Annotated in this window: 33 protein-coding genes and 2 pseudogenes; 29 read left to right on the top strand and 6 right to left on the bottom strand. The window is 50.7% G+C overall.

The features are described 5' to 3' along the window. Positions 1–66: 66 nt before the first annotated feature. The 9 genes and pseudogenes from DVA44_RS25215 (at position 67) to DVA44_RS25180 (ending at position 9,354) form a co-directional block, all read left to right on the top strand. Positions 67–483 (top strand): hypothetical protein, encoded by a 417-nt coding sequence (locus DVA44_RS25215; RefSeq protein ID WP_104677936.1) that lies wholly within the window; start codon positions 67–69, stop codon positions 481–483. Next, the gene (locus tag DVA44_RS25210; protein WP_114388512.1) at positions 480–704 is read left to right on the top strand and encodes a hypothetical protein; all 225 of its coding nucleotides are present in this window, start codon (positions 480–482) and stop codon (positions 702–704) included. Before DVA44_RS25215 ends, DVA44_RS25210 begins: the two co-directional genes overlap by 4 nt. A 390-nt stretch (positions 705–1,094) precedes the next feature. Further along, complete coding sequence (locus DVA44_RS25790) at positions 1,095–1,256, top strand: hypothetical protein (protein ID WP_168194530.1); 162 nt, start codon at positions 1,095–1,097, stop codon at positions 1,254–1,256. Positions 1,257–1,265: 9 nt separating this feature from the next. Continuing rightward, the gene (locus tag DVA44_RS25205) at positions 1,266–1,481 is read left to right on the top strand and encodes a hypothetical protein (RefSeq protein WP_139157136.1); all 216 of its coding nucleotides are present in this window, start codon (positions 1,266–1,268) and stop codon (positions 1,479–1,481) included. A 50-nt stretch (positions 1,482–1,531) separates the two neighbouring features. Further along, complete coding sequence (locus tag DVA44_RS25200) at positions 1,532–2,725, top strand: hypothetical protein (protein WP_139157135.1); 1,194 nt, start codon at positions 1,532–1,534, stop codon at positions 2,723–2,725. Continuing rightward, positions 2,674–2,862: a hypothetical protein gene (locus DVA44_RS25620; RefSeq protein ID WP_139157134.1), complete on the top strand. Its 189-nt coding sequence runs from the start codon at positions 2,674–2,676 to the stop codon at positions 2,860–2,862. Before DVA44_RS25200 ends, DVA44_RS25620 begins: the two co-directional genes overlap by 52 nt. A 76-nt stretch (positions 2,863–2,938) precedes the next feature. Continuing rightward, positions 2,939–3,091: pseudogene (locus DVA44_RS25195) on the top strand (tRNA modification GTPase); the annotation flags it as partial. Between the two features lie 112 nt (positions 3,092–3,203). Continuing rightward, positions 3,204–8,093 carry a type ISP restriction/modification enzyme gene (locus tag DVA44_RS25190; protein ID WP_114388509.1) on the top strand — a complete coding sequence of 1,630 codons (4,890 nt, stop codon included), beginning with the start codon at positions 3,204–3,206 and terminating at the stop codon, positions 8,091–8,093. Between the two features lie 563 nt (positions 8,094–8,656). Then, positions 8,657–9,354, top strand: a protein-coding gene (locus DVA44_RS25180; protein ID WP_231600413.1) for an IS1-like element IS1A family transposase whose coding sequence is annotated in 2 segments (ribosomal slippage) — positions 8,657–8,906 and positions 8,906–9,354 — 699 coding nt in all. Because the reading frame shifts where the segments join, the coding sequence is not laid out codon by codon here. On the opposite strand, the gene DVA44_RS25615 is transcribed toward DVA44_RS25180, so the two are convergent. Continuing rightward, complete coding sequence (locus DVA44_RS25615; protein WP_139157133.1) at positions 9,348–9,629, bottom strand: hypothetical protein; 282 nt, start codon at positions 9,627–9,629, stop codon at positions 9,348–9,350. The two genes, DVA44_RS25180 and DVA44_RS25615, sit on opposite strands and share 7 nt — an antisense overlap. A gap of 563 nt (positions 9,630–10,192) precedes the next feature. On the opposite strand from DVA44_RS25615, the gene DVA44_RS25175 reads away from it, so the two are divergent. Beyond that, positions 10,193–10,960 (top strand): tyrosine-type recombinase/integrase, encoded by a 768-nt coding sequence (locus DVA44_RS25175; RefSeq protein ID WP_114388508.1) that lies wholly within the window; start codon positions 10,193–10,195, stop codon positions 10,958–10,960. Positions 10,961–11,217: 257 nt separating this feature from the next. Here the strand turns inward: DVA44_RS25175 and DVA44_RS25170 are convergent, their stop codons facing one another. The 3 genes from DVA44_RS25170 to DVA44_RS25160 form a co-directional block, all read right to left on the bottom strand. Further along, positions 11,218–12,090, bottom strand: coding sequence for a RepB family plasmid replication initiator protein (locus DVA44_RS25170; RefSeq protein ID WP_114388507.1), 873 nt, complete (start codon positions 12,088–12,090; stop codon positions 11,218–11,220). A gap of 522 nt (positions 12,091–12,612) precedes the next feature. After that, positions 12,613–12,852: a plasmid partition protein ParG gene (locus tag DVA44_RS25165; RefSeq protein ID WP_114388506.1), complete on the bottom strand. Its 240-nt coding sequence runs from the start codon at positions 12,850–12,852 to the stop codon at positions 12,613–12,615. 52 nt (positions 12,853–12,904) lie between these two features. Continuing rightward, positions 12,905–13,522 carry a ParA family protein gene (locus DVA44_RS25160; protein ID WP_114388505.1) on the bottom strand — a complete coding sequence of 206 codons (618 nt, stop codon included), beginning with the start codon at positions 13,520–13,522 and terminating at the stop codon, positions 12,905–12,907. 347 nt (positions 13,523–13,869) lie between these two features. Between DVA44_RS25160 and DVA44_RS25155 the strand changes: the two genes are divergently transcribed. Further along, on the top strand, positions 13,870–14,175 hold the full coding sequence (locus DVA44_RS25155; protein WP_114388504.1) for a Lar family restriction alleviation protein: 306 nt from the start codon (positions 13,870–13,872) through the stop codon (positions 14,173–14,175). Positions 14,176–14,213: 38 nt separating this feature from the next. Here the strand turns inward: DVA44_RS25155 and DVA44_RS25150 are convergent, their stop codons facing one another. After that, on the bottom strand, positions 14,214–14,534 hold the full coding sequence (locus DVA44_RS25150) for a hypothetical protein (protein WP_114388503.1): 321 nt from the start codon (positions 14,532–14,534) through the stop codon (positions 14,214–14,216). A 128-nt stretch (positions 14,535–14,662) separates the two neighbouring features. Between DVA44_RS25150 and DVA44_RS25145 the strand changes: the two are divergent. From DVA44_RS25145 to DVA44_RS25120, 6 genes and pseudogenes are all read left to right on the top strand, one after another. After that, positions 14,663–15,231 (top strand): annotated as a pseudogene (locus tag DVA44_RS25145) (IS3 family transposase); the annotation flags it as partial. A gap of 11 nt (positions 15,232–15,242) precedes the next feature. After that, the gene (locus tag DVA44_RS25140) at positions 15,243–15,590 is read left to right on the top strand and encodes a hypothetical protein (protein WP_114388502.1); all 348 of its coding nucleotides are present in this window, start codon (positions 15,243–15,245) and stop codon (positions 15,588–15,590) included. Between the two features lie 28 nt (positions 15,591–15,618). Further along, a protein-coding gene (locus DVA44_RS25135; protein ID WP_246843657.1) for an IS1 family transposase occupies positions 15,619–16,316 on the top strand; the annotation gives its coding sequence in 2 pieces (ribosomal slippage) (positions 15,619–15,868 and positions 15,868–16,316; 699 coding nt in all). Between the two features lie 17 nt (positions 16,317–16,333). Then, positions 16,334–16,639 (top strand): type II toxin-antitoxin system HigB family toxin, encoded by a 306-nt coding sequence (locus DVA44_RS25130; RefSeq protein WP_371413880.1) that lies wholly within the window; start codon positions 16,334–16,336, stop codon positions 16,637–16,639. After that, positions 16,636–17,052 (top strand): type II toxin-antitoxin system HigA family antitoxin, encoded by a 417-nt coding sequence (locus tag DVA44_RS25125; RefSeq protein WP_114388500.1) that lies wholly within the window; start codon positions 16,636–16,638, stop codon positions 17,050–17,052. Before DVA44_RS25130 ends, DVA44_RS25125 begins: the two co-directional genes overlap by 4 nt. An 88-nt stretch (positions 17,053–17,140) precedes the next feature. Then, entirely contained in the window at positions 17,141–17,380 is a 240-nt protein-coding gene (locus tag DVA44_RS25120; RefSeq protein ID WP_114388499.1) for a hypothetical protein, read from the top strand. Positions 17,381–17,696: 316 nt separating this feature from the next. Here DVA44_RS25120 and DVA44_RS25110 read toward each other — a convergent pair whose 3' ends face one another. Then, positions 17,697–17,876: an MbcA/ParS/Xre antitoxin family protein gene (locus DVA44_RS25110; RefSeq protein WP_114388498.1), complete on the bottom strand. Its 180-nt coding sequence runs from the start codon at positions 17,874–17,876 to the stop codon at positions 17,697–17,699. Positions 17,877–18,756: 880 nt separating this feature from the next. Between DVA44_RS25110 and DVA44_RS25105 the strand changes: the two genes are divergently transcribed. From DVA44_RS25105 to DVA44_RS25055, 12 genes are all read left to right on the top strand, one after another. Beyond that, the gene (locus DVA44_RS25105) at positions 18,757–19,410 is read left to right on the top strand and encodes a VRR-NUC domain-containing protein (protein WP_114388497.1); all 654 of its coding nucleotides are present in this window, start codon (positions 18,757–18,759) and stop codon (positions 19,408–19,410) included. After that, complete coding sequence (locus DVA44_RS25100) at positions 19,407–19,997, top strand: hypothetical protein (protein ID WP_139157132.1); 591 nt, start codon at positions 19,407–19,409, stop codon at positions 19,995–19,997. The genes DVA44_RS25105 and DVA44_RS25100 overlap by 4 nt, the downstream gene beginning before the upstream one ends. 248 nt (positions 19,998–20,245) lie before the next feature. After that, positions 20,246–20,368 carry a hypothetical protein gene (locus DVA44_RS26165; RefSeq protein WP_256369321.1) on the top strand — a complete coding sequence of 41 codons (123 nt, stop codon included), beginning with the start codon at positions 20,246–20,248 and terminating at the stop codon, positions 20,366–20,368. A 5-nt stretch (positions 20,369–20,373) separates the two neighbouring features. Beyond that, positions 20,374–20,652, top strand: a complete 279-nt coding sequence (locus DVA44_RS25095) for a hypothetical protein (RefSeq protein ID WP_139157131.1) — start codon at positions 20,374–20,376, stop codon at positions 20,650–20,652. Next, positions 20,645–20,965 carry a helix-turn-helix domain-containing protein gene (locus DVA44_RS25090; protein WP_114388494.1) on the top strand — a complete coding sequence of 107 codons (321 nt, stop codon included), beginning with the start codon at positions 20,645–20,647 and terminating at the stop codon, positions 20,963–20,965. Before DVA44_RS25095 ends, DVA44_RS25090 begins: the two co-directional genes overlap by 8 nt. Before the next feature lie 426 nt (positions 20,966–21,391). Further along, complete coding sequence (locus tag DVA44_RS25085) at positions 21,392–21,682, top strand: hypothetical protein (protein ID WP_114388493.1); 291 nt, start codon at positions 21,392–21,394, stop codon at positions 21,680–21,682. A 158-nt stretch (positions 21,683–21,840) separates the two neighbouring features. Further along, the gene (locus tag DVA44_RS25080) at positions 21,841–22,269 is read left to right on the top strand and encodes a hypothetical protein (RefSeq protein ID WP_139157130.1); all 429 of its coding nucleotides are present in this window, start codon (positions 21,841–21,843) and stop codon (positions 22,267–22,269) included. Beyond that, positions 22,266–22,658 (top strand): hypothetical protein, encoded by a 393-nt coding sequence (locus DVA44_RS25075; RefSeq protein ID WP_114388491.1) that lies wholly within the window; start codon positions 22,266–22,268, stop codon positions 22,656–22,658. The genes DVA44_RS25080 and DVA44_RS25075 overlap by 4 nt, the downstream gene beginning before the upstream one ends. A gap of 288 nt (positions 22,659–22,946) precedes the next feature. Continuing rightward, positions 22,947–23,222, top strand: coding sequence for a type II toxin-antitoxin system RelE/ParE family toxin (locus DVA44_RS25070; RefSeq protein ID WP_114388536.1), 276 nt, complete (start codon positions 22,947–22,949; stop codon positions 23,220–23,222). An 80-nt stretch (positions 23,223–23,302) separates the two neighbouring features. Continuing rightward, entirely contained in the window at positions 23,303–23,677 is a 375-nt protein-coding gene (locus DVA44_RS25065; RefSeq protein ID WP_114388490.1) for a helix-turn-helix domain-containing protein, read from the top strand. Positions 23,678–23,784: 107 nt separating this feature from the next. Beyond that, positions 23,785–24,183 carry a hypothetical protein gene (locus DVA44_RS25060; protein WP_114388489.1) on the top strand — a complete coding sequence of 133 codons (399 nt, stop codon included), beginning with the start codon at positions 23,785–23,787 and terminating at the stop codon, positions 24,181–24,183. A 9-nt stretch (positions 24,184–24,192) separates the two neighbouring features. Next, positions 24,193–24,426, top strand: coding sequence for a hypothetical protein (locus DVA44_RS25055; protein WP_114388488.1), 234 nt, complete (start codon positions 24,193–24,195; stop codon positions 24,424–24,426). Positions 24,427–25,579: the final 1,153 nt, after the last annotated feature.

Here is a 25,579-nt window from a genome sequence, read left to right as displayed (position 1 = left end):
CAAAACATCCTAAGACGCAGATCATAATTGTGTAGTGTAAATAACCCAGCCCCGAAAGGAATAATCATGCAAGAATTAACTCAGCCAGAAGTCATTGCTGAAACCGACCTGCAGCCATTGCCACCACAGGACCCGAATCCACTGCCAGAATCGGCCCAGGCCATGGAAGAGGCAGACCCGTCAGAGGTCCTGCGCAGCGCGATGGCAGGCAACTTCCTGCAGCACTGCGTCAATAACGCGGTGGCTGACAAGTCCCACGGCCGTGATCCCCTCTCTGTTGGTGTAGCAAACGCCATTTCCAGCCTGATGGTGGCTATCTTCCGTCTCAGCCCGGATCACTTCGAAGTTGTGCTCGATGCCGTCGCCCGTTCGATCGGCGAAGTCCGTGTTGACCAGACGCCAGTGAATGAAATGCTGATGGGATGCTGGGCTGTGTCCATATGTCCCGCAACGGCAATCTCAACGCTACGCTGGGTCGCATGAAGGACATTGCGGACTATGACCGCCATCAATTTATCGCCCAGCGGATGGCTACACTCGCAGCAGGTAACCCGAACCCGGCGGTAGTGGAGCCTGAAGTGGCACAACCGGCGCCGCCCGTGGAGGCAGATAATGCGGAGGAGAAACCGACAGAAGTCCCGCGGAAATCACGCAGCCGCGCGGCGAAGAAACGTCAGGGTGGTGAGGCTGATAAGACGGCGTAACCGGCCGTAGAAACGAAAACCCCCGGCCGAGGCCAGGGGGTCGTAATTGAGCCGGTGTCCTGCTTTGCAGCAGGTCCGCATCAAGAAGCAAGGAATTCGTAGAGGATGACGCGAGCAAATACAATGCTTTTTCCGTGTTGTGTTCGGTTCGCGGCGCTGGCCACCAGCCCGACATGGCTGCGAGGCGCCCCGCCCTTCATGCGTGCGCGGTGTCACAAACTGGGGTTATTGGCAATTTACACATCCTAACCTTGTTGTGTAACATTGATTTTGACGGCCCGAAAGACGATAGGAGCCGTCACCTCTGTTGTAGTAATTCCGTTCTATTTTCGACTCATTAACGGTAACGGTTTAGGCGCCTTCGGGCGCTCTTTTTTTAAGGGGCAAACTTTGAGTCAATCAACATCTGCGCCCATTAACGTAGTGGCCGTCTCACTGGCCACCCGGCAGGCACCTGTCATGCTGACCGGTACGCTCACCACCAACGCCCTTCACGTTATCGCCCTGACACCACTACCAGGCTCGATTGTGAAGATCCGCGAGCGTCTGTAAGCTATGGCGGTGCGTAACGCGTCAGGCGCGTTCGATGCCACGATCATGATTGAGGACCCGACGGGGCTGATGACCGGTCTGGGTTACCGCGTGCGCCTCGATGACAAGACAGCTGACGATCGGCCGGTTCTCGCGCTGGCCATGGAGCGTTACCGCGCGCTGACGGCAATGGGCGGTCTGTATTACCCGGGCGACAACGGTAAGGCGGTATATGAAATCGACTAGGCTCAGCTGCGTGACGAGTCCCGTGTATTGCTGCTGATTTACGGGGCGATGTGCCAAGGACCGATGCACTCCACCTGACCGATGAGGCTGCACCCGCGACACCAAAACCCGCACGCACTGTCGCCGATTCACCACCACGGAATGGCAACCGCGCCAACGGATTTTATTTGGGTGATGACGGCCGCTTTGCCAACAAGGTGGAGATCCGCCGCTTTAACCGCAGCTCCAGTCGCGGCGACGACGATGAGGAGTCATCAGCTGGTGGCTCATCGTCACTGCTGAAACGGGCGGTAGGTCTGCTGGGTGGCAAGGATGGAAACCAACTGGCCGGAACCGAGGCGGCAGATACTGCAGGCGTGGCCGTGGGAAGTTCTTTCTGGATGGCCGCCAAAGAAGCCAAAGGTATGGCGGATGAGGTCAAGGAAGCGCTTTCCGAGCGTGATATCAGCAGTACGAAGCGCGCTAAAGCCTACGCCAAAGATAAGGCGCTGAAGCTATGGGGCGCGCTCAAGCGGCCGTTTGGCGGACAGGCCGGGAGCGAACCGGGCGCGGGTGATGCCACGCCGGACACGCCACCAGCCACACCAGCGAATGCGGCCAACGCCGAACCGAAGCCCGCCAGCACCATCGGGATCGGGGAGAAGAAAAACCAGGAGCAAACCGAAAGCGCCCGCCTGGACGCGATCCGCCGTAAGGAGGATGCGCAGAGCAAAGAGCAGCACAGCGAGGTGATCGACCGTCTGGACGCGCTGATTGATTCGTCCAAAACGAAGCCGCGCAGCCTGACCGATGTGGTCGGTGACAAGGTGAAGGACTGGATCGGTGAAAGGGGGGATAAGCGTGGCCGTAAGGGCCGGAAGGGTACCAAAGGCAGGGGTAAGAGACCGTTTGGCCGTACTGCAGACAGGGAAACCGGCCCGCGCAGAAAGAGCCGCCAGTCGGGTCCTGAGCGCGCGCGTAGCAGCCGCCTGGGCGTGGGTCGAACCACCCGCGCCAGTGACCTTCCCGATCTGCCGTCCTCCCGTCGTGAACCGGGCCGGACCCCTCGTCGGCAAAGTGAAAGTCACCAACAAACTGGCCACGACTGTCAACCTGCCTTACGGCACACCGATAAACGCGCCGAACCGGTTATGTGGGCAAGGTCTACGGCGAACTGGGCATTGAGGGCACAACTAGAACAGAGGTCTTCTCGATGGGCTTCCAGGCGCTGGCGACCGATGCCGAAATGGCCCGGCTTGCCATGAAAGATCCGGAGCACCTGTCGCTGGTGATGGTGGCTATCAAGATGCTGGGCATCAAATACAAGGAGTCCCGCTATTCATTTACAGTGCCGGAATCCGTCAGTAAGGGGGAGCTGAGAGTTTTCAATGAAGAGGGGTAATTTATTGATTAGTATATTAATGGCTATTTAAATTGACTTCTTAACGGCGTTTACTGTTCCGTTACTCCTCAAACCCCAAATGCAGAGGATGGAAGCGGTCTGGCAAAAGAAAGCCCCGCTGGCTGACATATCGCGCTGTGACGGAAAGCCCTGCGTTAAGGTGGACACTCGCACTACGTATGGTGATAAAGGGGATAAAGAGAATACCTGGATGATTATTAAGAAATAACATCATAGAGCACAGAACGCTGTGCGTCGATCTCCGGCGGAGAAAGCATTAATTAAACGTGTCGGGGGGATCTGATAACCCCAGCAAATAAAGGACATTAAGGATATCAACGATGAATGCACTTTCTGCATTGCTGACAAAAATTGAACAGGCTTCACCAACACAGCGGGACAAAGGTACAACCTTTGAAAACCTTTGTGTGCAGTATTTCCTCCATGAACCTAAATATGCCGAGCTGTACAGTGACGTGCTGAGCTATGGCGGATGGGTTTCTCAGTACGGTGAAACCGTTGGGATCACGAAGAAAAAAGATGATGGCATTGATTTGGTCGCCGTAACCAAAACGGGGGAGTTTCATGCTATCCAGTGCAAAAACTACAATCAGACTAAAATCGCCAAAAAGGATATTGATAGTTTTCTGGCTGCCTCCGATAAAACGTATTTTACGCTTCGCTATATCGTTGCCTCTACGGACAACTGGACGGAAGAAGCCAAAAACATGCTGCGTGACAAGGCCGTTCCTGTCACTGCGTTAAGCCTGACAGACCTTGAACAAAGTGCACTGGACTGGTCACAATTCGATTTTGATCCGGCATACAAGCCGGTGATGAAAGCCAAAAAGCAACTCCGGCCTCATCAGACTCCCGCGCTTGAAGCCGTTAAAAGAGGGCTGGCGACTGCCGATCGGGGCAAGCTCATTATGGCGTGCGGCACAGGAAAAACCTTCACCTCTCTGCGTATTGCTGAAGCCGTTGCCGGAAGAGGTAAAACCGTACTGTTCCTTGTGCCCAGTCTGGCATTGTTGAGTCAGACGCTGGATGAATGGACACAGGATACGCTGATAGACCTGCGCTGTTTTGCTGTCTGCTCTGACAGTGATGTGGGTAAGAAAAACCATGATGACAATGTCGTTGTTGGTATCAGCGACCTGAAATATCCGGCGACCACGAATGCGAACAGCCTCGTCAAAGCGTTTAATCAGCCGGATATTTTCGGCAGTGATAAGCCGCCTTATATGAACGTGGTGTTTTCTACCTACCACTCTGTTGAGGTTATCCATCAGGCGCAAAAGCTGGGTTTTCCTGCGTTTGATTTCATCATTTGTGATGAAGCCCACCGTACAACGGGTGCCACCTTTGAAGGGGATGATGAGTCTGCCTTTGTTCGTATTCACGACAATGCCTATATTGCCGGTCAAAAACGCCTGTACATGACCGCGACCCCACGAATTTTTGGAGATGATGCGAAAGAGACTGAGGGAGTTACCCTATGCTCAATGGATGACAAAAGTCTTTATGGGGATGATTTGTATGTCATTACCTTCTCTAAAGCCGTCCAGTTGGGCATTTTGTGTGATTACAAAGTTATTGTGCTTGCCGTGGAAGAAAAGCATGTCAGCCGCCGCATTCAGTCTCTGCTGAAGGATGAAAATAATCAGCTCAAAGTCGATGATGCGGCAAAGATTGTGGGTTGCTGGAAAGCACTGGCAAAGCAGGGACTGGCGGGGGCAGATGGCGTTCACCCTGATGCGATGAAACGGGCTGTTGCGTTCTGTCAGGTGATAGAAAAAGACTTTCGCGGAAAGACGCATAAGGTCAGTTCTAAACTGATCACGGAAATGTTCGGAGCAGTGGTTGAGGCTTATCAGGCATCCGAGATCGAACTTCTCAGGGAAACCGCACCGGATAAGGCGATTGACCCATCATTAAAACTTCAGTGTCAGGTGAAGCACGTTGACGGCAGCATGAATGCCACTGAGAAAAAATCCAAAATTGAATGGCTGAAAGCGGACACGGATGAAAATGTCTGCCGGATATTGTCTAACGTCCGTTGTTTATCTGAAGGCGTGGATGTGCCTTCTCTGGATGCGGTGTTGTTTTTAACGCCGAGAAGCTCTCAGGTGGATGTGGTGCAGTCTGTCGGACGTGTGATGCGGCGTGCTGAAGGTAAGGAGCTGGGCTACGTCATTCTGCCGGTTGTCATTCCCGCCGGAGAAGAGCCGGAGAATGCGTTGAACAATAATCAGGCTTACCGTGTTGTCTGGCAGGTGCTGAATGCACTCAGGGCGCATGATGACCGCTTTGATGCCATGATCAACAAGCTGGAGTTTAACGGTAAAGATACCGGCAGAATGGAAGTGATCGCGGTAGCCGATAAAGTGGTGAAGAAAACCAAACGGCAGACGAAAAAATCTGAGATAGCAGGAAAAGCGCGTAAAAGCAGTGGCATTGGTTCAGCCGTGAGTCCCGCTCCTGAGCAGTTTGATATTGAATTTTCCGTTGGTGAGATTGAGCGCGCCCTGTACGCAAAAATCGTTAAAAAATGCGGTAACCGGCATCACTGGGAAGACTGGGCGAACGATATTGCTAAAATTGCCCGCACACATATCGACCGCATTCACGGCATTCTCGAAAATCCGGGGAATAAAATAGAAATCAGTGCCTTCAGGGCATTTGCAGATGAACTGCGTGATGACCTGAATAACAGTGTTTCCGATGATGAAATCATTGAAATGCTGGCTCAGCACCTGATAACCAAGCCGGTTTTTGATGCCCTGTTTGCGGATTACAATTTTACCGACCATAACCCGATGAGTATGGCGATGCAGAACGTGCTTAACACGTTGCAGGAGCATCATCTCGAAAAAGAAGCCAGCACGCTGAACAGCTTCTATGAGTCGGTAAAAATGCGTGCGGACGGCATTACCACCGCAGAAGGTAAGCAGCAGATTATCGTACAGTTGTACGATAAGTTTTTCAGAAATGCGTTCCCGAGAATGACGGAGCGTCTGGGCATTGTGTATACGCCTGTTGAGGTGGTTGATTTTATTATTCACAGCGTGAATGACGTGCTGAAACAGGAGTTCGGACAAACACTCGCCGACAAAGGTGTGCATATTCTTGACCCGTTCACCGGCACCGGTACGTTTATCACCCGTCTGCTGCAAAGTGGTCTGATCCCGTCAGATAAACTGGCTTACAAGTTTAAAAATGAAATCCATGCCAACGAAATCGTCCTGTTAGCCTATTACATTGCCGCTATTAATATTGAGGCGGTGTATCACGGCATCACGGAAGAATCAGAGTACACGCCGTTTGAAGGGATTTGTCTGACTGACACCTTTGAAATGTATGAGAAGGATGATCTGGTCAGTGCGGTATTGGTCGATAACAGTGAGCGTCGTAAACGGCAGAAGGCTCTGGATATTCGGGTGATTATCGGTAACCCTCCTTACTCGTCAGGCCAAAGTGTAGGGAATGATAATAATGCTAATGTAAAATATCCTCTTCTAGATAAAAGAATTGAATTAACCTATGCAAAATACACAACTGCAACATTGAAAAGTTCGCTTTATGATTCATATATACGTGCAATACGCTGGGCGAGTGATCGTATCGGTGAACAAGGTGTTATAGGATTTGTCACGAATGGCGGGTATATCGACTCTAACTCGGCTGATGGACTTCGTAAGTGTCTGGCGGAAGAGTTCAGTAGCCTGTATTTTTTCCATCTGAGAGGGAATGCTAGAACGTCAGGAGAGGTTCGCCGCAAAGAAAAAGATAACGTTTTTGGTCAGGGAACAAGAACGCCGATTGTGATTGCTATTCTGGTAAAAAATCCGGTAGCAACACAGACGGGTCAGATTTATTTTCATGATATTGGTGATTACCTGACAAAAGAAGAAAAGCTGGAGACGATTTCCGATTTTGGCAGTATTGACGGTATTGAGAAAACGCATGGCTGGCAGAAAATCACACCAGATGCCTACAACGATTGGCTGAATCAGCGAGATGATAGCTTCAATGATTTTATTGAATTAGGTAGTAAAAAAAATAAAAGTGCTTTTTTTGTTTTTGAAAACTACTCCAATGGAGTTAAAACCAATAGAGATGCTTGGTGCTATCAATATTCTCTTTCATCTCTTAAAAAAAATATATCAAGGATGATTCATTTCTACAATGAAGAGGTCGAAAGATATAGCAAATATAATGGTACTGATGAGCCAAAGGATTTTGTTATATTAGACTCAAAAAGAATGAGTTGGACAAGGGAAGTTTTCAATGATGTATCCAAGGGATATTATCATGATATTTCAAATGATGATTTCAGAGTATCACTATACAGGCCTTTCACAAAACAACATATGTACTTCAATAGACACTTCAATAACTGTGTTTATCAAATGCCACAGATCTTCCCGAGTAATGAATCTGATAATGTAATTATCTGTATCACGGGGCTTGGTGGTAAGAAAGGGTTTTCAGCAATAATATCAAATTGTATATTTGATTTAAATTCAATGGATGCTGGTGCTCAATGCTTTCCATTGTACTTGTATAGTAAAAAACAATTGTCTGATGATGTGGAAAGGTTTGATGCGATAACTGATGACTGCCTGAAGTTATTCAATGATTTTTACTCTGGAGCTAATATAATAAAAAAAGAAGATATTTTTTATTATATTTATGGTCTTTTGCACTCAGAGGAGTATCGGTTTAGATATGCTGATAATTTAACTAAGGAATTACCTCGCATTCCATGTGTTAAAAAATTTGATGACTTTTTGATTTTTTCCAATTTTGGTCGTGAGTTGGCTGAATTGCATTTAAAATATGAAACAGTTGAACCCTACAAAGCTGATATCGACACAGGTTCTTTGAGTTACTCACAGTTGAGTAAAGACGATTTCTATGTTGAGAAGATGAAATTTGCCAAAAAAGGTGAAAAAGACACGGTCATTTATAACAGTAAAATTCGCATAAAAAACATTCCAATTGAAGCCTATGACTACATTGTGAATGGAAAACCTGCGCTTGAATGGGTGATGGAGCGGCAAGGTGTCTCTACCCATAAAGATAGCGGTATTGTGAACGATGCTAATGACTGGGCAATAGAAACAATGGATAACCCTAGATACCCATTAGAGCTGTTCCTACGAGTTATCACTGTCAGTCTGGAAACTCAGAAAATTGTCAATAACCTCCCTAAATTAGATATCTAATCAATGGGTGTGCAGGATGGTTTTCCCATCCTGCACAATTCTGATAATTTTCATGAATCCTGTCGTTTTTAACATAATCGATCTTGCGCGCACCGCCCGAACACCACTCGCCACAAAAACCCGCCGGAACGTCCAAAAGTACGGGTTTTGCTGCCCGCAAACGGGCTGTTCTGGTGTTGCTAGTTTGTTATCAGAATCGCAGATCCGGCTTCAGCCGGTTTGCCGGCTGAAAGCGCTATTTCTTCCAGAATTGCCATGATTTTTTCCCCACGGGAGGCGTCACTGGCTCCCGTGTTGTCGGCAGCTTTGATTCAATAAGCAGCATCGCCTGTTTCAGGCTGTCTATGTGTGACTGTTGAGCTGTAACAAGTTGTCTCAGGTGTTCAATTTCATGTGCTAGTTGCTTTGTTTTACTGGTTTCACCTGTTCTATTAGGTGTTACATGCTGTTCAACTGTTACATTGTCGATCTGTTCATGGTGAACAGCTTTGAATGCACCAAAAACTCGGGTGATGCTGCCAACTTACTGATTTAGTGTATGATGGTGTTTTTGAGGTGCTCCAGTGGCTTCTGTTTCTATCAGCTGTCCCTCCTGTTCAGCTACTGACGGGGTGGTGCGTAACGGCAAAAGCACCGCCGGACATCAGCGCTATCTCTGCTCTCACTGCCGTAAAACATGGCAGCTACAGTTCACTTACACCGCCTCTCAACCCGGTACGCACCAGAAAATCATTGATATTGCCATGAATGGCGTTGGATGCCGGGCAACCGCCCGCATTATGGGCGTTGGCCTCAACACGATTTTACGTCACTTAAAAAACTCAGGCCGCAGTCGGTAACCTCGCGCATACAGCCGGGCAGTGACGTCATCGTCTGCGCGGAAATGGACGAACAGTGGGGCTACGTCGGGGCTAAATCGCGCCAGCGCTGGCTGTTTTACGCGTATGACAGGCTCCGGAAGACGGTTGTTGCGCACGTATTCGGTGAACGCACTATGGCGACGCTGGGGCGTCTTATGAGCCTGCTGTCACCCTTTGACGTGGTGATATGGATGACGGATGGCTGGCCGCTGTATGAATCCCGCCTGAAGGGAAAGCTGCACGTAATCAGCAAGCGATATACGCAGCGAATTGAGCGGCATAACCTGAATCTGAGGCAGCACCTGGCACGGCTGGGACGGAAGTCGCTGTCGTTCTCAAAATCGGTGGAGCTGCATGACAAAGTCATCGGGCATTATCTGAACATAAAACACTATCAATAAGTTGGAGTCATTACCGCACCTGTAGCACTGGTATCGCTTAATGCATACTTTTGAGTTGCCAGTTGCTGTTCTTTCTCCCCTAACTGCATTTCGTAAATTTTGACGTAATTTGCAGCCTTCTCATATTCGCTTTTACCCTCATTTATACATTCAGATTTATTTTTCTTCGGATCGCAACTTATTGAGCCGTGGAAAACCGGCTCCGGAATGGCACTCGGATAAGGCGATGTACATGAAACGGATGTCAGGCAGACAACAGCAATAATTGCTCTCATCAATTATCCTCAGGCGGATAAAACACCACGGGCTGGTTTTATCATGATCTTAGTACAGAATTCACATCCGGCGTTCATACATAAATATTAATCGCTTCCATTCCCTTCCACTTTACCTGCTTCCGCCCGTATAACAGAGCGTCCCCGAACGTCGGTGTAAGCTCAGACTGGTTCGCGACGGCTTTGCAATAGCGTCTCCTTCCTGCCCCCTTTCCGCTTTCTGTATTTTCAGGAAGCACTGCCTCACCGGGGGTATTTTGTCACAGAACACATCATATGGCCCTTTCCACCACCCAATCACCACATCATCCAGGGCAAAAGGATCCTTTTTGGATCCTTTTCAGATCGTCCTGCCAGACTTTCTCTTTCCTTTTTATGGTATATTTCCAGAAACAGGAAAATGTGAGATCCCGGCTCTGCGGGTTTTTTCCGTGGTTTCCGACGCCGGCGGCGGCGAAAATGGCACCAGAACTTCACCAGATTGCGCTACGTGAAAAATGACACGGTTAACGGGGGTTATCGGGCCAGATTTTGCGTAGCGCATCCTTATCGCCAGGAGCGTTATGAATCTGCCCGCTTTTGTTCATCACTCCCCTGCCCTGCAGGTGACTGCCACTTCTGCACCGTTTGACTACGGACGGGCACTGTCGCTACGGGAAATGGCCAAGCACTATACCGAGATGCCGAAGTACCTTCTGGCGCCGGAAGTGGCTGGCCTGCTGCATTACCTTCCTGACTGGAACCAGCACGCGTTCATTAACACGCTGTGGAACACCGGCGCACGCCTCAACGAAGCACTGGCACTCAGAAGAAGGGACTTTCACCTCAATGATGAGATCCCGCACGTGGTGGTCCGTACGGCTAAACAACGCCGCACAGCTGGCGGTCGCCCGAAAAAGGGAAAAAGTGCGAACCGGGTGATCCCGCTGTCAGATCCCGGATACGTGGATGAAATGCGTCGGCTGTTTGCGAGCACGCGGGAAAGATTCGAGGACGACAAGCTAACAGGTGAACGCCGGGCCATGCCGGTCTGGGGCGTTACCGACCGCACGGTGCGCAACTGGCTTGAGCGTGCCGTCGAGGCAGCAGAACGGGACGGGGTGAGATTCAGTATTCCGGTCAGCCCGCACACGTTCAGACACAGCTTCGCGATGCACCTGTTATATGGCCATGTTCATCCCAAGGTTCTCCAGGGCCTGATGGGGCACGAGAAGTTTGAGTCGACTGAGGTGTATACGAAAATTTTTGCGCTCGATGTGGCCGCCAGTCAGCAGGTCCGGTTCTCACTCGATACTCAGGATGCGCTGCAGCTCCTGCGCGGCAATCGTTAGCCTTGTTCACGTTAAAAATGGCTTAACTAACATCCAACGGAAAGCGGTCACTATCATAAATGGGCGGGAGCATTCATAACTGGCGGTTACTTTCATAACATGATCATAGATAAGGTATCGCTGCGTTCATAAAACTCGGCTCATCTGACCGGCGTAAAGCCCTCAGAATAGACTGCACTTATGAAAACGACCGCTTTTAATTGGAATATTATGAATATGACCGCCTTGTAGCGTCATTGTTATGAATGTGACCGCCTTCACGCGACGGTCAACGCGAGTCGCGGCGAGCGGTTATGAACAATGAACATGATTTCCCGACCTTTTTTGGTTTCGTTGTAATCAAGATAACCAATGCCCTTCAGATCCTTCATCGCACGTCGTATGGTTGAATTCTGGTCTTTAACCTGAGATTCCATAGCAAGCCTTTCACGTAGACGCTTCATAGAGACGTACAGCGTACCTGCTGGCATGCTTTCGAAATAGACATAGAGAGATTGAGCAGACTCCTTACGTGAGAGTGCCGAGAGTGCTTTCAGACCAAGCAGAACCTTATGATCGTAGCGATATAATTCCCAGAGGCTTGGGTCACCGACTAATTCGACCATATTAGTATCCATGTCCAGCTGGGCACGCTGCACAAGGTGGGTAACGAGGCTGCGCTTTCCATCCTGGCTACGAAACGAGAGAGTAACGCTGGACAGATTAAACAGCGCCTCACTTAACCGGTTACGGGCACGCCCATTGATGTCTGTTGGCCGGAGGCCGCACATCCTCGCAAACTCAGAGAACGGCAGACAAATTTTATCCGCAGTATATCCGTACTTGGAGAAAGCAGAAATGATGCCAATCCAGGTTTTAAAGTCAGTTGACATGCCGAGCTTTGCGCCCTGAATTTTGATGTTGGTATAGCCTTCCTGTCGAGCCACCTCCAGGCTGGATAGTTCTTCAGAAGCATCAATCAGAAAATCGCGTTTTCCCTTTTCCTTTGGCGACACAGGAGTAAACACGCTAAGACGTAACAGAGCTACAGGCTGAACTGTCTTATTACTGTTCGGAGTCAGTTCATAACTTTCTCCAGAATCTTTCTTGTTGATAGCAAAAGGACTTTGCTGCGCTTCAGAATTTTCCATTTATCCACATCCAGTGAGTAAAAGCAGCCATGATTATGATAGTAACCGCATCTAGGTTATGAAAATAACCGCCTCAGTTATGAAAGTAAACGCTACGGTCATGAAAGTAACCGCTTTTCTTATGAAAGTAACCGTCAGGATCCTATTTTTTTAATTATGGATCATATGCTTATAGAAAGGGTGATCTCTTTTGTACTTACATGATCTATATATTGATCTGAATAATTGATCTATCCGTTGGATATGTGGATAAAATTGATAGTAATCATGATGCTACAGAAGCATATGCAAGGTCGTGTTTCGAGCGTAAGTGCTACCTTAGATCCTTAAGCAATTGCGCTTCCTCGCCTGTTCGCGGGCAAACCCGGTCACAGGCTGTGGCGAGCACTACGATTGTATCCTTCGAACCGGACTCGTAGTTCTTGGTTTGTTAACTAACATTGACCATAACCCAATTTAGATAAGCGTAGACAAATAGCCCGATGAACATTTGAGTAAATGAGTTTAGGAGTAAAATCTCATTTACTCATTATCTTTTAGCCATGCATCGACAAGGTCATTCATCACGTCAGAAATCGATGCTCCTTTTCGAGCACATGCGGCTTTCAGTCTTTGATGTTTATCTTCTGGCATGTTGAAGTTCACACGCTTTTGTACAGCCGCGGGAGCTGTCGAAATGACTTTATTTAAGTCTCTGTTTTCACCGAAAGTCATCACCTTTGCAGGTGGTGGCTGATTGCGATTCTGCTTTATTAAACTCATCGAATTACTCCAATACACATTTACTCATTTGAGTTTATGTGTAAATGTGTATTTAATCAACTAACTTGAGGATTTCACCTGCCAGAACTTCTATCTCGCCTTTCGCTGCACCATCGTTGGTATCAAATACAGTTTCGCCATCAAGCACAGATTTAACGTAGCTCTGCCGCTGCGTGATTGCAGTCTTTAAGGAAGCGATACCTGTTGCAGCGATACTTTCCCGTAACACAGTGAGCATTGTTGCTTGCTCGATTTTGCGAGTAATAAGGAAACGGCATTCTACCGGTCTGTTATACGACTGTGCTTCAAGAACACTGATAACTGCACCCGAGGCAGAAAAATCAAGAGGTGACGGCGTAACCGGAATGATGACCAAGTCACTAACCATCACAGCAGCTGCAGTTATAACAGAAAGAGCGCCAGCACCATCGATGATGACATAGTCATAGTCCGCCAGTTCTTTTCTGATGGTATAGACATCTTTCTCAGATGCTGCAGTAAAAACATCGAAGTTTGCTTTTTCTGCTTTGTTCCAGTTAGCCAGGCTTTGCTGTGGATCTGTGTCGACAACTGCTACGCGATGTTTTTTTGCAATGCTGGTACTAACGTTGATTGTCACGGTAGTTTTACCGCTTCCGCCCTTAGGATTCAGAAAAGAGATAACTTTCATTTAGCGCCTCATTTTTCATTACATTTACTCTCATGAGTAAATGAGTATTTACTGTTATGAGTTTTTGAGTGCCAACCTTATCGCATCACAATGAATGTGTAAATGAATAAATGTGTTTTTACTCATTTGAGTTTTTGAGTAAACCCTATTTAAACGTTCCTGCTCGTTTTTTAGTGTTGTGACTAAGATTCTTCCCAGCGACTGGCATGGATCGCAATTAATACTGCACTGAATACATTAAGATTGTATTGTTGGCAGGACGGGCTAGAGAAAAAATTGAGTCCGCGCTCTGTAAAATTTTGGCAGACAGGTTGGTTGAAGTAACACAGCGATAGGAGAACATAATAATGTGTGGCAGTGCTGAAAAAATTCAAATTTATGGCCTTCCCGGTGACTATAGCGGGAGCTATTCGGATGACGGTTCACATTATGGTCACACCCTCAAGCCATGCCCTTTTTGCGGGGAAAAAGATAACTTGGAACTCAGCAATATCACCAGCACTGCAGTGTTTTGGATCGAGTGTTGCTGTGGGGCATCAATGAAAGGAGAATATCACGAAACGGCATCTTTGATGCGAACAGAGGCGGAAGCGCTTTCAGAGTATGAAAAGGCAATGCAATCAGTAGTTAATGATTGGAATACTCGGAAGTAATAACGAAAGCCCCGTCCAAGCGGGGCTACATCTGGATGCTATATTGGCCAATCTGGTGAAGGGGCGTCGCTGGGAAAACCACCAGAATTATCCAGGCGGCCTCTAACCTCCTGATAAATCCTCTGTTCGCCTTTTGCTAGTTCAAATAAATAATTTGCCCGCGAGACCGACATGTTGATCGCAGACAAATAGTCATAACCCCTTTCCATTAGCAAAGTTGTCGTTTCATCTACAATAGCTTTTAAGCCGTACTGATTAGCGGCCATAAGAAAATGATAAAGCTCTTTATGTGCATTAAATGCCAGACGATTAGCCATTATGCTGTCACGGACAAACTCTCCAGTACCACGTAAAGACATATGACCTCCAGCTGATAGACATACATAGTTCTCAGGGGACCAGTGTTTGGCATCACTGGGAAAAATGAATCGCCACGGGTTTAACAGACACCTCAGAGTCATTTAAGATGGCTTAAAGAGAGGTGCCCATGAGCGGTAAGCGTTATCCCGAAGAGTTTAAAACTGAAGCAGTCAAACAGGTTGTTGATCGTGGTTATTCTGTTTCCAGCGTTGCAACACGTCTCGATATCACCACCCACAGCCTTTACGCCTGGATAAAGAAGTACGGTCCGGATTCCTCCACTCATAAAGAACAGTCAGATGCTCAGGCCGAGATCCGCCGTCTCCAGAAAGAGCTGAAGCGGGTTACTGACGAACGGGACATATTAAAAAAAGCCGCGGCGTACTTCGCAAAACTGTCCGACTGAGGTACGCCTTTATCCGTGACAACGCCCGTTGCTGGCCTGTTCGCCTGCTCTGTCGGGTGCTGGATGTTCATCCCAGTGGCTTTTACGCATGGCTTCAGCAGCCGCATTCACAACGCCATCGGGCAGACCTGAGACTGACAGGACAGATTAAACAGTTCTGGCTGGAATCGGGATGCGTCTATGGTTATCGCAAGATCCATCTGGATCTGCGGGACAGCGGGCAACAGTGCGGAGTCAACAGAGTCTGGCGACTGATGAAACGTGTCGGGATAAAGGCTCAGGTCGGATACCCGATTCGGCGTTGAAGGCGCTGCTGGGGGGCCTCACTGAAGAGGACAACCGCCTGCTGATGGTGTCCGAAGCGTACCTGAACGAGGGCTATTTCTACGACACGCAGCACGCCCCTATGGATGAGTATTACTATACCGTTCGCAGCAAGGCGACAGAAAATCCGCTGGTACCTGCGTCCTGGTGCGAGAGGGTCGCAGCCGAACTTTCCCCGGAGCTCTACCGCCCCCACAAAGGGCGGTTTTTTGTGCGCATAAAGTTGACCATTAGGCAACAAAAAGATATTCTGTTGACATACAGACAACACAGAGCGCTCGAAATGCACTTAATTTCAGGTAATGCTGCCAACTTACTGATTTAGTGTATGATGGTGATTTTAAGGTGCTTGCGTGGCTTCCATTTCCATCAGATGTCCTTCCTGCTCCGCTACTGAAGGCGTGGTGCGTAACGGCAAAAGCACTGCCGGACATCAGCGCTATCTCTGCTCTCATTGCCGTAAAACATGGCAACTACAGTTCACTTACACCGCCTCTCAGCCCGGTACGCACCAGACAATCATTGATATGGCCATGAATGGCGTCGGATGTCGCGCCAGTGCACGCATTATGGGCGTTGGCCTCAACACGGTTTTACGTCACTTAAAAAACTCAGGCCGCAGTCGGTAACCTCGCGCATACAACCGGGCAGTGATGTGATTGTCTGCGCTGAAATGGACGAACAGTGGGGCTACGTCGGTGCTAAATCACGTCAGCGCTGGCTGTTTTACGCGTATGACAGGATACGGAGGACGGTTGTGGCGCACGTCTTCGGTGAACGCACTCTGGCCACACTGGAGCGTCTTCTGAGCCTGCTGTCGGCCTTTGAGGTCGTGGTATGGATGACGGATGGCTGGCCGCTGTACGAATCACGCCTGAAGGGAAAGCTGCACGTTATCAGCAAGCGTTACACTCAGCGCATTGAGCGACATAACCTGAATCTGAGACAACATCTGGCAAGGCTGGGACGGAAGTCACTGTCGTTCTCAAAATCGGTGGAGCTGCATGACAAGGTCATCGGGCATTATCTGAACATAAAACACTATCAGTAAGTTGGAGTCATTACCTAATTTCAAGGAAGACGATCAGGGAGGCAGCAGAAAAATTTCCGCGCGCGGCTGCTGAGCTTATCGAAATGGCTAAGACGATAGAAAAGGGCTCTTTCGCAACGCCGGAAGACCTAAGAAAATTTTTCCGCTCGTTGGACAACCATAAGGATCTGAATAGACACTACATTATCGATATCGGTCATAACGAATGGCGAGCTGTTTTGAAAATCGACTTTGTTAATCAAATCGTTTTCGTAAAAGGTATTTTTACTCATAAAGAGTATGACGTATTCAACGCCAAAGCGAAGAAAGGAAAGATAAAATGAACATGCCAGAAATCACTAAAGCAGGCGCGGCGCTTTTTGCCGTTGCGCCTTTCATCGCTGGGATTCATACCGAAGAACAGCACGCCGCCGCGCTGGAATTTGTAGAAAATCTTTTCGACGCGAACGATACAGACAACCCACTCTTTGAGATCGTCGCTGCGAAAATTAAAGAATACGAAAGTACCGCGCCGGAATATGCAGAATTTAACGCGCGATTAGCCGCGATCCCTACAGGCGTTGCGGTATTACGCACTCTTATAAGCCAACATGATTTAACATTCTCCGACTTACCGGAGATTGGCGGAAAATCGATGGTATCTCGCGTGCTTAAAGGCGAGCGTAAATTATCATTAGACCATATCAAAGCGCTGGCAGCGCGCTTTGGAATTTCACCTGCGCTTTTCATCGATTAAGAACAGAGCAGCCTATCTTGTAAACCACCTTGATCTACACTTTCATAAAAAATACTGTATATAAAAACAGTGAAAAGGAGCGTAGATCATGGTCCGCCGATACGAAATTCATAGCGCATTTGTCGCAGCAATACATAACAATCCGAAGGGTTTTCAGTGTGTGCGCACTGACGATTTCATCAGCCAGCTGGCGAAAGTTCACTGGCACTTCAACTGGCAAGACGCCAACAACTGGATAGAGCAAAACCAGACGTTTTTCGTCGATAAGACACCCGATGACAGCCAGAATAAACTCTGGATGCTGCGTACTATGGGGAGGGTGCTCTGATGGCCTTCGCATCACCCGCTAACGACTACGTAGAGAGCAGGCTCACTCCAGAGAAGATCTGCGGCGTTGGCATCGACACCCAAATACTGGATACCTCAACGGGCTTTGCGGTGATTGAGCCCATCAGCCAGCTCGTTAATGGGCAGGTGTTGTTGGTGCTGTCTGGAGGCCGTACCCAGTTCGCCTGGGTAATGGGGAAGTCGCTTATATTCAATGACGGCGAGACGATGGAAGGGAGCGCTGCAGAGGAAGTGAATGGACTTACTTCATCAACCGTGCGGCCAGTGATGAGTGCCCCGTGTAGGCCCGCAGAGGCTCAGGAGTACACACCGTGCTCCAGACGAGTGATCAGTTTCATAACCTCATCGGTCCCCGCTTCGGACGCCATCAACTCTGATGGCGTCTTCCATTTCAGGGCCCTGTTAGGCTGACTCATCCAATTTTGTGCTTCAATCTCGTTGCCTTCAAACAGCGCGATCACTCGATCAATGTTCATGGCTCATCTCCGGTTCGTTACTTCAGCATAAGCAGGGCGGGCGTTAAACGGTAATGTTGGTGGCTGTTTTTCCATAGCTCCGCTACTCCTGACGAGCATCACAAAAAAGCGACGCTACAAGCCAGAAGTAGGCGAAACCGTGCCAGCTTTGAGATACAGGTAGTTACCCGCCTGCGCTCCCCTGATTGCGTCCTGACATCACACCCCGTCTCATTTTGCAGCCGGATATCCGCTCTTTCTCCTCGGTGGCGGTATCGCACTCCTCACCTGTTCCGGCACTGCTTGACCTACTGGGTGCTCGCTCCAACGCTGGGCCTTGTAATCAGACTCCCCGTCTGGCCCAGGCTAACGCGTCCACGCGCGGACTTATCTCTCCACTCCACGTCGCGCAGGCACGGTAAATCGCCGCCAAAGGCGTTAGCCAATGCGGTAACTGGAACCAGGGAGCGGAAAAATAGTGCGAGGTGATGGGAAATTTTCCCATATTGCTGCTTTAATCGGCTTGAACATATGCCTTAAGGCAGATACACTGACTTTACATTATGGTGACTGGTCCGCTCCCACGGTTCAGTTACCCGGCAAATGAGTCCTGAGAAAACTCATTTACCCGATTAAACCCCGCGCCTGAGAACGTGGGGTTTCTTCGTTTCAGGGACATACAGTATCCTGGTATCGCTTCGCCTGGAAGATCATTTTAGGGATCCCGGATCAAATTTTTCGCTCCTATTGTCACTTTTTCACCACTTTTTCCCTCCCTCACATCAAGACGCCTGAACTCTTTTTAATTAACCTGAATCTAAGTCATTCTTTTGGGCGCGTCGGTTGTTTTAATGTCCTAAGACAGTAATTAAATTACATAATCATGAACGATGGAGAGTGAATGGCACGGTTCGGGGAAGACTTTCTGCAGACACAACTGGAACGCCGTCAGAAGTGGGCCGAAAAGGGCCTGCGCAGCGGCTCCGGAAAGAGCTTCAATCTGTCGAACCCGACCAGCAAGCCCTCCAGCAAAAAGAAGGTACAGCGCCCTGTAGGCGCGCGCCTCGGTGACCCGGGCTACGTTTCGCCTCATGCCGTGGCAATGGCCATGCTGGCGAAGAAGCCGGACCTACGGAAAGGGAACCAGGAGTATTACGAGCAGGTCGAATTGTTCGCCCGTATCGAGGTCGCAGACCCGGAGCTGTATGCTCTGACCAGTGCGATCCCGAACGGGGGTTACCGCCCAGGAAAGACGGCAGGCATGATGACGGCCAGCGGCCTGAAAAATGGCTACCCTGATGTTATGGTCGATATGCCGCGTGGTGTATATCACGGTTGCCGTCTGGAACTGAAAGCGAAGGGCGGGCGTATCAGCGAAGCGCAGATATTCAAGCTGCGCCTGCTGGCCGAACAGGGCTACTATTGCACGCTGGCTGAAGGGGTGGAGGAGGCATATCAGTTGCTTATGCAGTATCGTCACCTTGCCCCGGGTGAATCCATACCGACGTGGCCGCGTAATGTTGCCTGGGCAGAAAAGGAGAACAACGAACAGTGAAGATGACAAGCAAGCGCGCCGATATCGTCCGCGCCCTGAAGAGCGGACCAGCGGAGTACCTGATGATCCGCCCGATGGCCAGCGTGCCCGCACACCGCCGCCAGACCCTGCTGTCCGGAGCGAAGCTGGTGGTGCTGATGGACGGCGAAGCCCAGGAGCCCAAGGGCGTACCTGCAGCCAGCGCCATGGCCGCGCACGGACTGATTGACGCGGGCTACCTTGTGGAAGTGAAACCGGGCGTACTGCGCTGGGGTCACCTGTATATGCTGAGCGATAGCGGTAAGGCTCTCGATCTGCAGAATGCCCCGACTGACCGTCTGGGCTGGGACTGTAACCAGGGGCCGCGCATTTTCCGCCGGGACCTGGAAGCGATCGCGGCCGGGTACGGCGCCAACGTGCTGTTTAACAATACCCGCCACTGGTGGGAGCTGGCGATCCCGGGTGAGGGCGTGCGCAAGCGCCGGGTGATGCTGACTAACACGAAGAACCAGCCGATCGCCAAACTTGGTGACCTGCCGCTGAGCGCCTGGCGTGAAGTGATTGACCGTGTGGCCGTGCAGAACGGGCTGGAAAAGAAAACCGACTGACGTTAAGGGGGGGCCATTGCGGCGCCCTACCCCCTCAAACATCCTAACGATTTTCTGTTGCGCAAATCAATGGGTTTAACGCGAGGGAAATAATAGCGATTCAGATCGTAAAACGCCGCAAACCGGGTCCGGTTCGCCGCCGGAACCATAAAAAGGAAGCGGACTATCAGCGGGATCGTCGTGAGCGTGAACGTCAGTTGGGGATCCTCGAGCTGCGCGGACTGCGTATCTCACTGACCGAAAGAAAGATGCTGGACGATTTGGTGGATGTAACGAGGTTCAGCAGCCGTGGTGAATTGTTGATGACCCTGGCGCGCCGTGAGGCTGACCGGCTTGGGATGGATTATCGGGTTAGCGGGGAAGTGCTGTGATGCAAATGGAAAACACAAAATGTCAGGCCCTGCTGGAGCTGCTGAATAGCCACCAGGACCAACTGGCCGCCGTGAACGTGGCGCGCCTGTTCGGCTGGGGTAACAGCCGCGTTTTACGCCTGATGACGGCTCTGAAAAAGGCCGTGCTTATCGAACCTATTACGAACCGGCCGGGTGAGTTCACGGCGAACGTGGAGGCGCTGGTGGATGGCCTGCCGCAAAACATCGTTGAGCTGGTTACCGATGTGATGTTCAACGACAAGATCGGGGCCAGTTATGAGTGAGTTGATCACCTGCACAGATTGCGCGGGCGCGGGCTGCAAAAGTGCGTTCATCAACGGCGGCCGGGACTTATCTAAGCACCGCTATGGTGCGGTGACCTGTTTCCGCTGTGAAGGCAAGGGAAAGGTACCGGCGCAGGCCCTGCGCTGGGCTGAGTACGGCCAGATTCTGAAAAGTCGCCGCACCCGGGCGGGCTTTACGCTGATGGCCGGCGCCGAGGCGCTGAAGATGACCCCAGCGGCGCTGTCAGCTATCGAACAGGGCTACACTCCCGCGCCGGTGACCCTTCGTGAGGCTAACAAGCATGGCCGCTGACAAGGTGCGTAGCAGGGCCGTGTCTGTGCGCACCAGCGCCGTGCCCTGTGACGATTGCACACTGTGCTGCAGGGGGACGCGATCAGCTTGCGCCCCGAGCTCGGAGAAGACGTGAGCCAGTATCAGACAAGCCCGAACTGGCCGCCCAGGGCATCCGGATGCTGGCGCACAAAGAGGATCTTACGTGCGTATACCTCACCGACGCGGGCTGTTCCATCCACGGCCGCGCGCCGGTGCTGTGCCGGGCCGGGTGTTTGACTGCCGGGCGCTCATGAAGGCGCTGGGGCCCGAGAGAGCAGTGTGGGCGATAAAGCGCGGAATGCTGAGCCCTGAAATTGTACTGAAGGGACACGAGCTGATCCCCACGCTGTCAGTGTGAATCTGGGCAACTAACTATTCGCAATGCAAATCTACCGGGAAGATTAAATGGATAAGCCTAACAACAACGAAAAACACAAACCCATCCTCGACTTTACTGCCGACGAGGACGCCGTGTCCCGGCTGCATAAGCTGACCATGGAAATGCAGGATCTCAGCATGGCGCACAATATCCCGATGGTGGCGGGCTTCTGTATCGAGGTGCAGGACGGGATTCACGGTATTGTGCTGAGCTCCTACATCGACAGCTGCAAAACGCCAGCCCCTATGAACATGCTGGGCGCCGTTGAAATGCTCAAATCGGAACATATTTCCCCGGAGTTGGTGAAAATGTTGTAAGTGCTGTAAGTGCTGTAAGTGCGTAACAACAGCACAACCCCGTGTGACTGCGAGTCCTGCCGTGCTGAGAGTGAGCGCGAAGACGAGCCAGATAGCTCCCTGCGCGGCGCAGCGCCGGGCGTGGTGCTTCACTGATGGGCGGGGAGAAGGTGGAAGCGATGAAACTGAGTAATGAACAGGTAACGAAGCTGATGGCCAGCGCCGATCCTGATGTTCGTCTGATGGCCCACCGGGTAGACGAACCGGCGACGTTGGCTGAGGTGGCGCTGCTGCGCGAGGAAAACCAGTATATTCGTATGCGTTATAAGGAGGCGGATCTGCTGTTTGGCAAAATGATACTGGCCATGCGTGCGGTCATCATTGAAAGCGAGCATGGCAAGGGTGCAGACGCCGGGATCGAGTGGCTGATCGATGCCCTCGAAGGCCCCGGCGAACTGCCACCAGCCAGCGAGACAGACGCGCGGGCATACTTTGAGCGCGAACTGGTATCCATAGATGCGGAAATGGATGTCTGTTTCGACTATTTCCAGGCACGACAGAAGAAGATCATCGCCGCCCAGCAATCGGCGCAGGGAGACGCACAATGACAAGCGAGAACATCAAGCCGCTGGTGGATGAATACGAGGGCCTGCTGGCAGGCATTCAGTCGAAATGCTCAGGCTTTTCAGCGGATAGCATCGTGCGCACGGTGCAGTTCATCCGTAAGTTCACCGCGGAGTATGCCGCCCTGCTGGAGGTGACGCCGCTCGAAGTGCTGGCGGCGGTCGAGAAGGCGCGGGGCTACACAGCCCCGAACTATTACCAGCAGTCCAATTTCCCTAACATCAAGGATGTGACGGTGTTTGCCAGCCTTGGCGCATTGCAGGCGGCGATCCCCAGCAAGCAATTCCGTTGCCCGTGCTGTATGGGCGTGTCCAGCGGCCCCTACACCTGCAACAGCGGCGAGAAGAGGAAGGATGGGGCGGACTGTAACTGAACGAGCTACGGCCTGTTCGGCACGCTCGGTAAAAGCTTGCGCGTGCTGGTGAAAGACGCCTTCCTGTCCCAGCCCCGCGTGCATGAGATTTTCATGCCACTGATCCCCCGACTGACGCCACGGCGGCCTGAGTGAAAGCCTCTGCGGAGGCTTTTTTTCTGCCCGCTGCGGGTGATGGATATCACTAAATAACTAAATATATAACTAAATATGTTTAGAAATAACTAAATTATGTTATATTGGACTCATCCCACGAGGGATATGTTCTTTAAAAACATGAAGAGGCAAATGCCTGAAATTGTCTGGACGGGTAAAGCCACCAAACAACTTCTAAAGCTCCCCACCGCTGACGGTGACGCGATAGAGGAGGGGGTGGAAGAACTGCAAAAGTGGCCGAACATTCCACACCTGAACGTGAAGAAGCTGACGGATGACAAGAAAGGGCGGTGGCGGTTAGCAGTAGGCAACTACCGGGTTCTCTGGACGGTAATCAAAGGGGAACCCGTGATTATCGAGGTGCTGGAAGTGCTGAAACGAACCACAACAACCTACAAAAAACGCTAACAGGAGCGGCGGGGAAACCCGCCGGAACCTGCCTCTTCATGAATGGCTAAGCACTGAACCTCACAATGACGAGAGTAATCATGAGCAAAGTACAATATGTGACTGACGAGAACGGCAACCGGATCAGCGCCATTATCCCTATCAGCCTGTTTAACCGGCTGGTGGCACAAAGCGATCTGGACGAGCTGTATGAATCCGTGCCCGTTGAGGCGGGCGAAAGCGACGTTGAGACGTACCCTCACGAGGTCGTCAAGCTGCACCGGAAGGAGGGCGTACCCATGCACGTTGCCTGGCGCCTGTTCCGGGGGCTGTCGCAGGAAGACGTGGCCAAAGAGCTGGGCATCACACAAGCCGGTGTCTCGAATATGGAGAAGCGCAAGAAACCCCAGAAGACCACGCTAGAGAAGCTGGCGGCGCTGTATAACTGCCGCGTCACCCAACTGGTACTGGATTAAGCGCCAATGGCTACGTTTGAAGATGCACAACGTATGGAGCGCCTTTACCCGGATACCTTCGCCGCACCTGGCCAGACCGAACTGGATTCGGTTGTGGTCGGGTCAGCGTGAAAGTCTGCGTAGATCGGGAGCGTTTCTGGGTGGCGGTGACGGCTGTCGAAGGTGACACCGTAACGGGACGTATCAACAACGATCTGTTGCATACGGTCAGACATGGCCTGCGCGACGGGGATAGCGTCACCTTTGAGAAGCGCCATATCTACGACGTGCTTGATGAGGAACGCGATCAGCTGCTCGCCGCCACACCGTTCCCGCACGAGGAAGGTGAAGCTATGTGCCAGCGTATCGCCAGTGAGTTTCATGCACGGGGCGGGAAGGCCGATCTTGCCGTCTCTGCGGCGCTGGTGAAGGAGTTCTACGCTTGGACACGCCTACACCAGGAGATTAGCCAGCAGGGTGTGATGGTCATGCAGATGCGCATTACGCACCTGTCGAAGAGTCATTGAGGAGAGAAGATGGAACAGGAAATACCGCTCTTCCCGTGGAGTACGCCGTTTGATCCGTCGCAGGAAACCTACATTCATGATGGAGTGTATGCCCGGTTCGACGGCTACCAGGTCTGGATACGCACCGATGCGGGTGACTCTATCGCGCTGGATGACGCGACGCTGGGCTTGTTGCTGCAATATCGTGGACGGGTGGAGGACGTGCTGAAAAAGGCGGAGAGCCCGCCGGAACCGGCACATTAACCAATAAGAAAGGCGCCCGAAGGCGCCTTTTGTTTTCGTATCAGTCAAAAAACTTACTGATTTGTTCTAAAAGCTCGAGCGCCAGTTTTGCAACGACGATCAGGCCTTTCAGAACGATGATTAATTTACTAATCATACGTACCTCCAACGATGCGGAGGGAGAGCACCGACGTCTACTCCAAATGGCCTGTTACATCGGTTTTTTTCTCTTACGTGTCAGCTAAAGAGAGCACTCCAACCTATGAGAGCACTTTGTATCGCGGTACCACCCGTTCTACAAAGCCAGGGCTTTTGGTGTGTTTTGTATCTAAACGTCGTTTGCCGCGACCAAAATATTCGCGTATCATTTTTCCTGTCAGCTAAAGAGAGTACCCCCCGGTTGAGTTACCAGCTCATCCGGAACCGCAAAGACCCGACCTTACCAGTCGGGTTTTTTGCGTCTGGTCTTTCTAACTCTATGACTGACAGTGATTATTCTAAAGGAGTTTATTTCCTGAACAAGAGTTGATTTTGAGGTTAAATTGAGGTTGTCAAGCAATAAAAAATCGCAAGTGCCCGTACCGTAAGGCTTGGATGTCATGTCAATATTTCAGAAAAAAAAATGAAAATTTGATCGACTGCTGATTTCTTCAGCTTTTGTGTCAAAAAGCGCGTCAAACCTATGCTCCATCGGTGTCAAAAGTGAAGTTTTCCCCTCTAAATTTCAAAAATAAGGCCCCAAAAGGAGCCTTATTTATGCTGGCGGATCGGTTACTGGCCCATTTTCGGCAGGGCTGGTCTGTGCGCAGGAGTTTGCTTCGTTTCCGTTGGTGGCGTCTGCACGGTCTGAGGTGCGTGTTGCACCGGTACTTCCTCTACAACCGGCGTAACAGGTTTCGCTGTTACCACGTCACTTTCTGGCTGGTGGACGGCTGACCCAGCAGGGCCAGCAACTCATTGATCAGGATGTTTCGACGCACCGATGGCGTACCGGCCAGATACGCAGGGTGCTGATCCAGCATGATGAGCGTATCCAGGGGTCCGCTTGGAAAACGGAATCTATGGTCACTCCCGTTTTTGCAACACCGATTTTGACGACAAGTTGGCTTGCTTGAATCTATCCGGCGTCTGAATGGGATTTTATTCCCGCGCCTTGATGAGTTCCGCGCCTGAT

Source organism: Leclercia sp. W17 (assembly GCF_003336325.1).
In the GTDB taxonomy this organism is placed as follows: domain Bacteria; phylum Pseudomonadota; class Gammaproteobacteria; order Enterobacterales; family Enterobacteriaceae; genus Enterobacter.
Note: the sequence above shows the minus strand (reverse complement) of the source record. Positions and strands in the feature narration are given on the sequence as shown.

Bases quoted from the DNA above. Each gene is read 5' to 3' on its own strand.
- DVA44_RS25160 (WP_114388505.1), bottom strand. From the start codon at position 13,522: ATGAAAGTTATCTCTTTTCTGAATCCTAAGGGCGGAAGCGGTAAAACT.
- DVA44_RS25210 (WP_114388512.1), top strand. From the start codon at position 480: ATGAAGGACATTGCGGACTATGACCGCCATCAATTTATCGCCCAGCGG.
- DVA44_RS25110 (WP_114388498.1), bottom strand. From the start codon at position 17,876: ATGAACATTGATCGAGTGATCGCGCTGTTTGAAGGCAACGAGATTGAA.
- DVA44_RS25175 (WP_114388508.1), top strand. From the start codon at position 10,193: ATGAATCTGCCCGCTTTTGTTCATCACTCCCCTGCCCTGCAGGTGACT.
- DVA44_RS25070 (WP_114388536.1), top strand. From the start codon at position 22,947: ATGCCTGAAATTGTCTGGACGGGTAAAGCCACCAAACAACTTCTAAAG.
- DVA44_RS25080 (WP_139157130.1), top strand. From the start codon at position 21,841: ATGAAACTGAGTAATGAACAGGTAACGAAGCTGATGGCCAGCGCCGAT.
- DVA44_RS25055 (WP_114388488.1), top strand. From the start codon at position 24,193: ATGGAACAGGAAATACCGCTCTTCCCGTGGAGTACGCCGTTTGATCCG.
- DVA44_RS25095 (WP_139157131.1), top strand. From the start codon at position 20,374: ATGGAAAACACAAAATGTCAGGCCCTGCTGGAGCTGCTGAATAGCCAC.
- DVA44_RS25615 (WP_139157133.1), bottom strand. From the start codon at position 9,629: ATGAGAGCAATTATTGCTGTTGTCTGCCTGACATCCGTTTCATGTACA.
- DVA44_RS25170 (WP_114388507.1), bottom strand. From the start codon at position 12,090: ATGGAAAATTCTGAAGCGCAGCAAAGTCCTTTTGCTATCAACAAGAAA.
- DVA44_RS25155 (WP_114388504.1), top strand. From the start codon at position 13,870: ATGTGTGGCAGTGCTGAAAAAATTCAAATTTATGGCCTTCCCGGTGAC.
- DVA44_RS25090 (WP_114388494.1), top strand. From the start codon at position 20,645: ATGAGTGAGTTGATCACCTGCACAGATTGCGCGGGCGCGGGCTGCAAA.
- DVA44_RS25105 (WP_114388497.1), top strand. From the start codon at position 18,757: ATGGCACGGTTCGGGGAAGACTTTCTGCAGACACAACTGGAACGCCGT.
- DVA44_RS25215 (WP_104677936.1), top strand. From the start codon at position 67: ATGCAAGAATTAACTCAGCCAGAAGTCATTGCTGAAACCGACCTGCAG.
- DVA44_RS26165 (WP_256369321.1), top strand. From the start codon at position 20,246: ATGCTGGACGATTTGGTGGATGTAACGAGGTTCAGCAGCCGTGGTGAA.
- DVA44_RS25150 (WP_114388503.1), bottom strand. From the start codon at position 14,534: ATGTCTTTACGTGGTACTGGAGAGTTTGTCCGTGACAGCATAATGGCT.
- DVA44_RS25125 (WP_114388500.1), top strand. From the start codon at position 16,636: ATGAACATGCCAGAAATCACTAAAGCAGGCGCGGCGCTTTTTGCCGTT.
- DVA44_RS25190 (WP_114388509.1), top strand. From the start codon at position 3,204: ATGAATGCACTTTCTGCATTGCTGACAAAAATTGAACAGGCTTCACCA.
- DVA44_RS25165 (WP_114388506.1), bottom strand. From the start codon at position 12,852: ATGAGTTTAATAAAGCAGAATCGCAATCAGCCACCACCTGCAAAGGTG.
- DVA44_RS25075 (WP_114388491.1), top strand. From the start codon at position 22,266: ATGACAAGCGAGAACATCAAGCCGCTGGTGGATGAATACGAGGGCCTG.
- DVA44_RS25620 (WP_139157134.1), top strand. From the start codon at position 2,674: ATGGGCTTCCAGGCGCTGGCGACCGATGCCGAAATGGCCCGGCTTGCC.
- DVA44_RS25085 (WP_114388493.1), top strand. From the start codon at position 21,392: ATGGATAAGCCTAACAACAACGAAAAACACAAACCCATCCTCGACTTT.
- DVA44_RS25065 (WP_114388490.1), top strand. From the start codon at position 23,303: ATGAGCAAAGTACAATATGTGACTGACGAGAACGGCAACCGGATCAGC.
- DVA44_RS25120 (WP_114388499.1), top strand. From the start codon at position 17,141: ATGGTCCGCCGATACGAAATTCATAGCGCATTTGTCGCAGCAATACAT.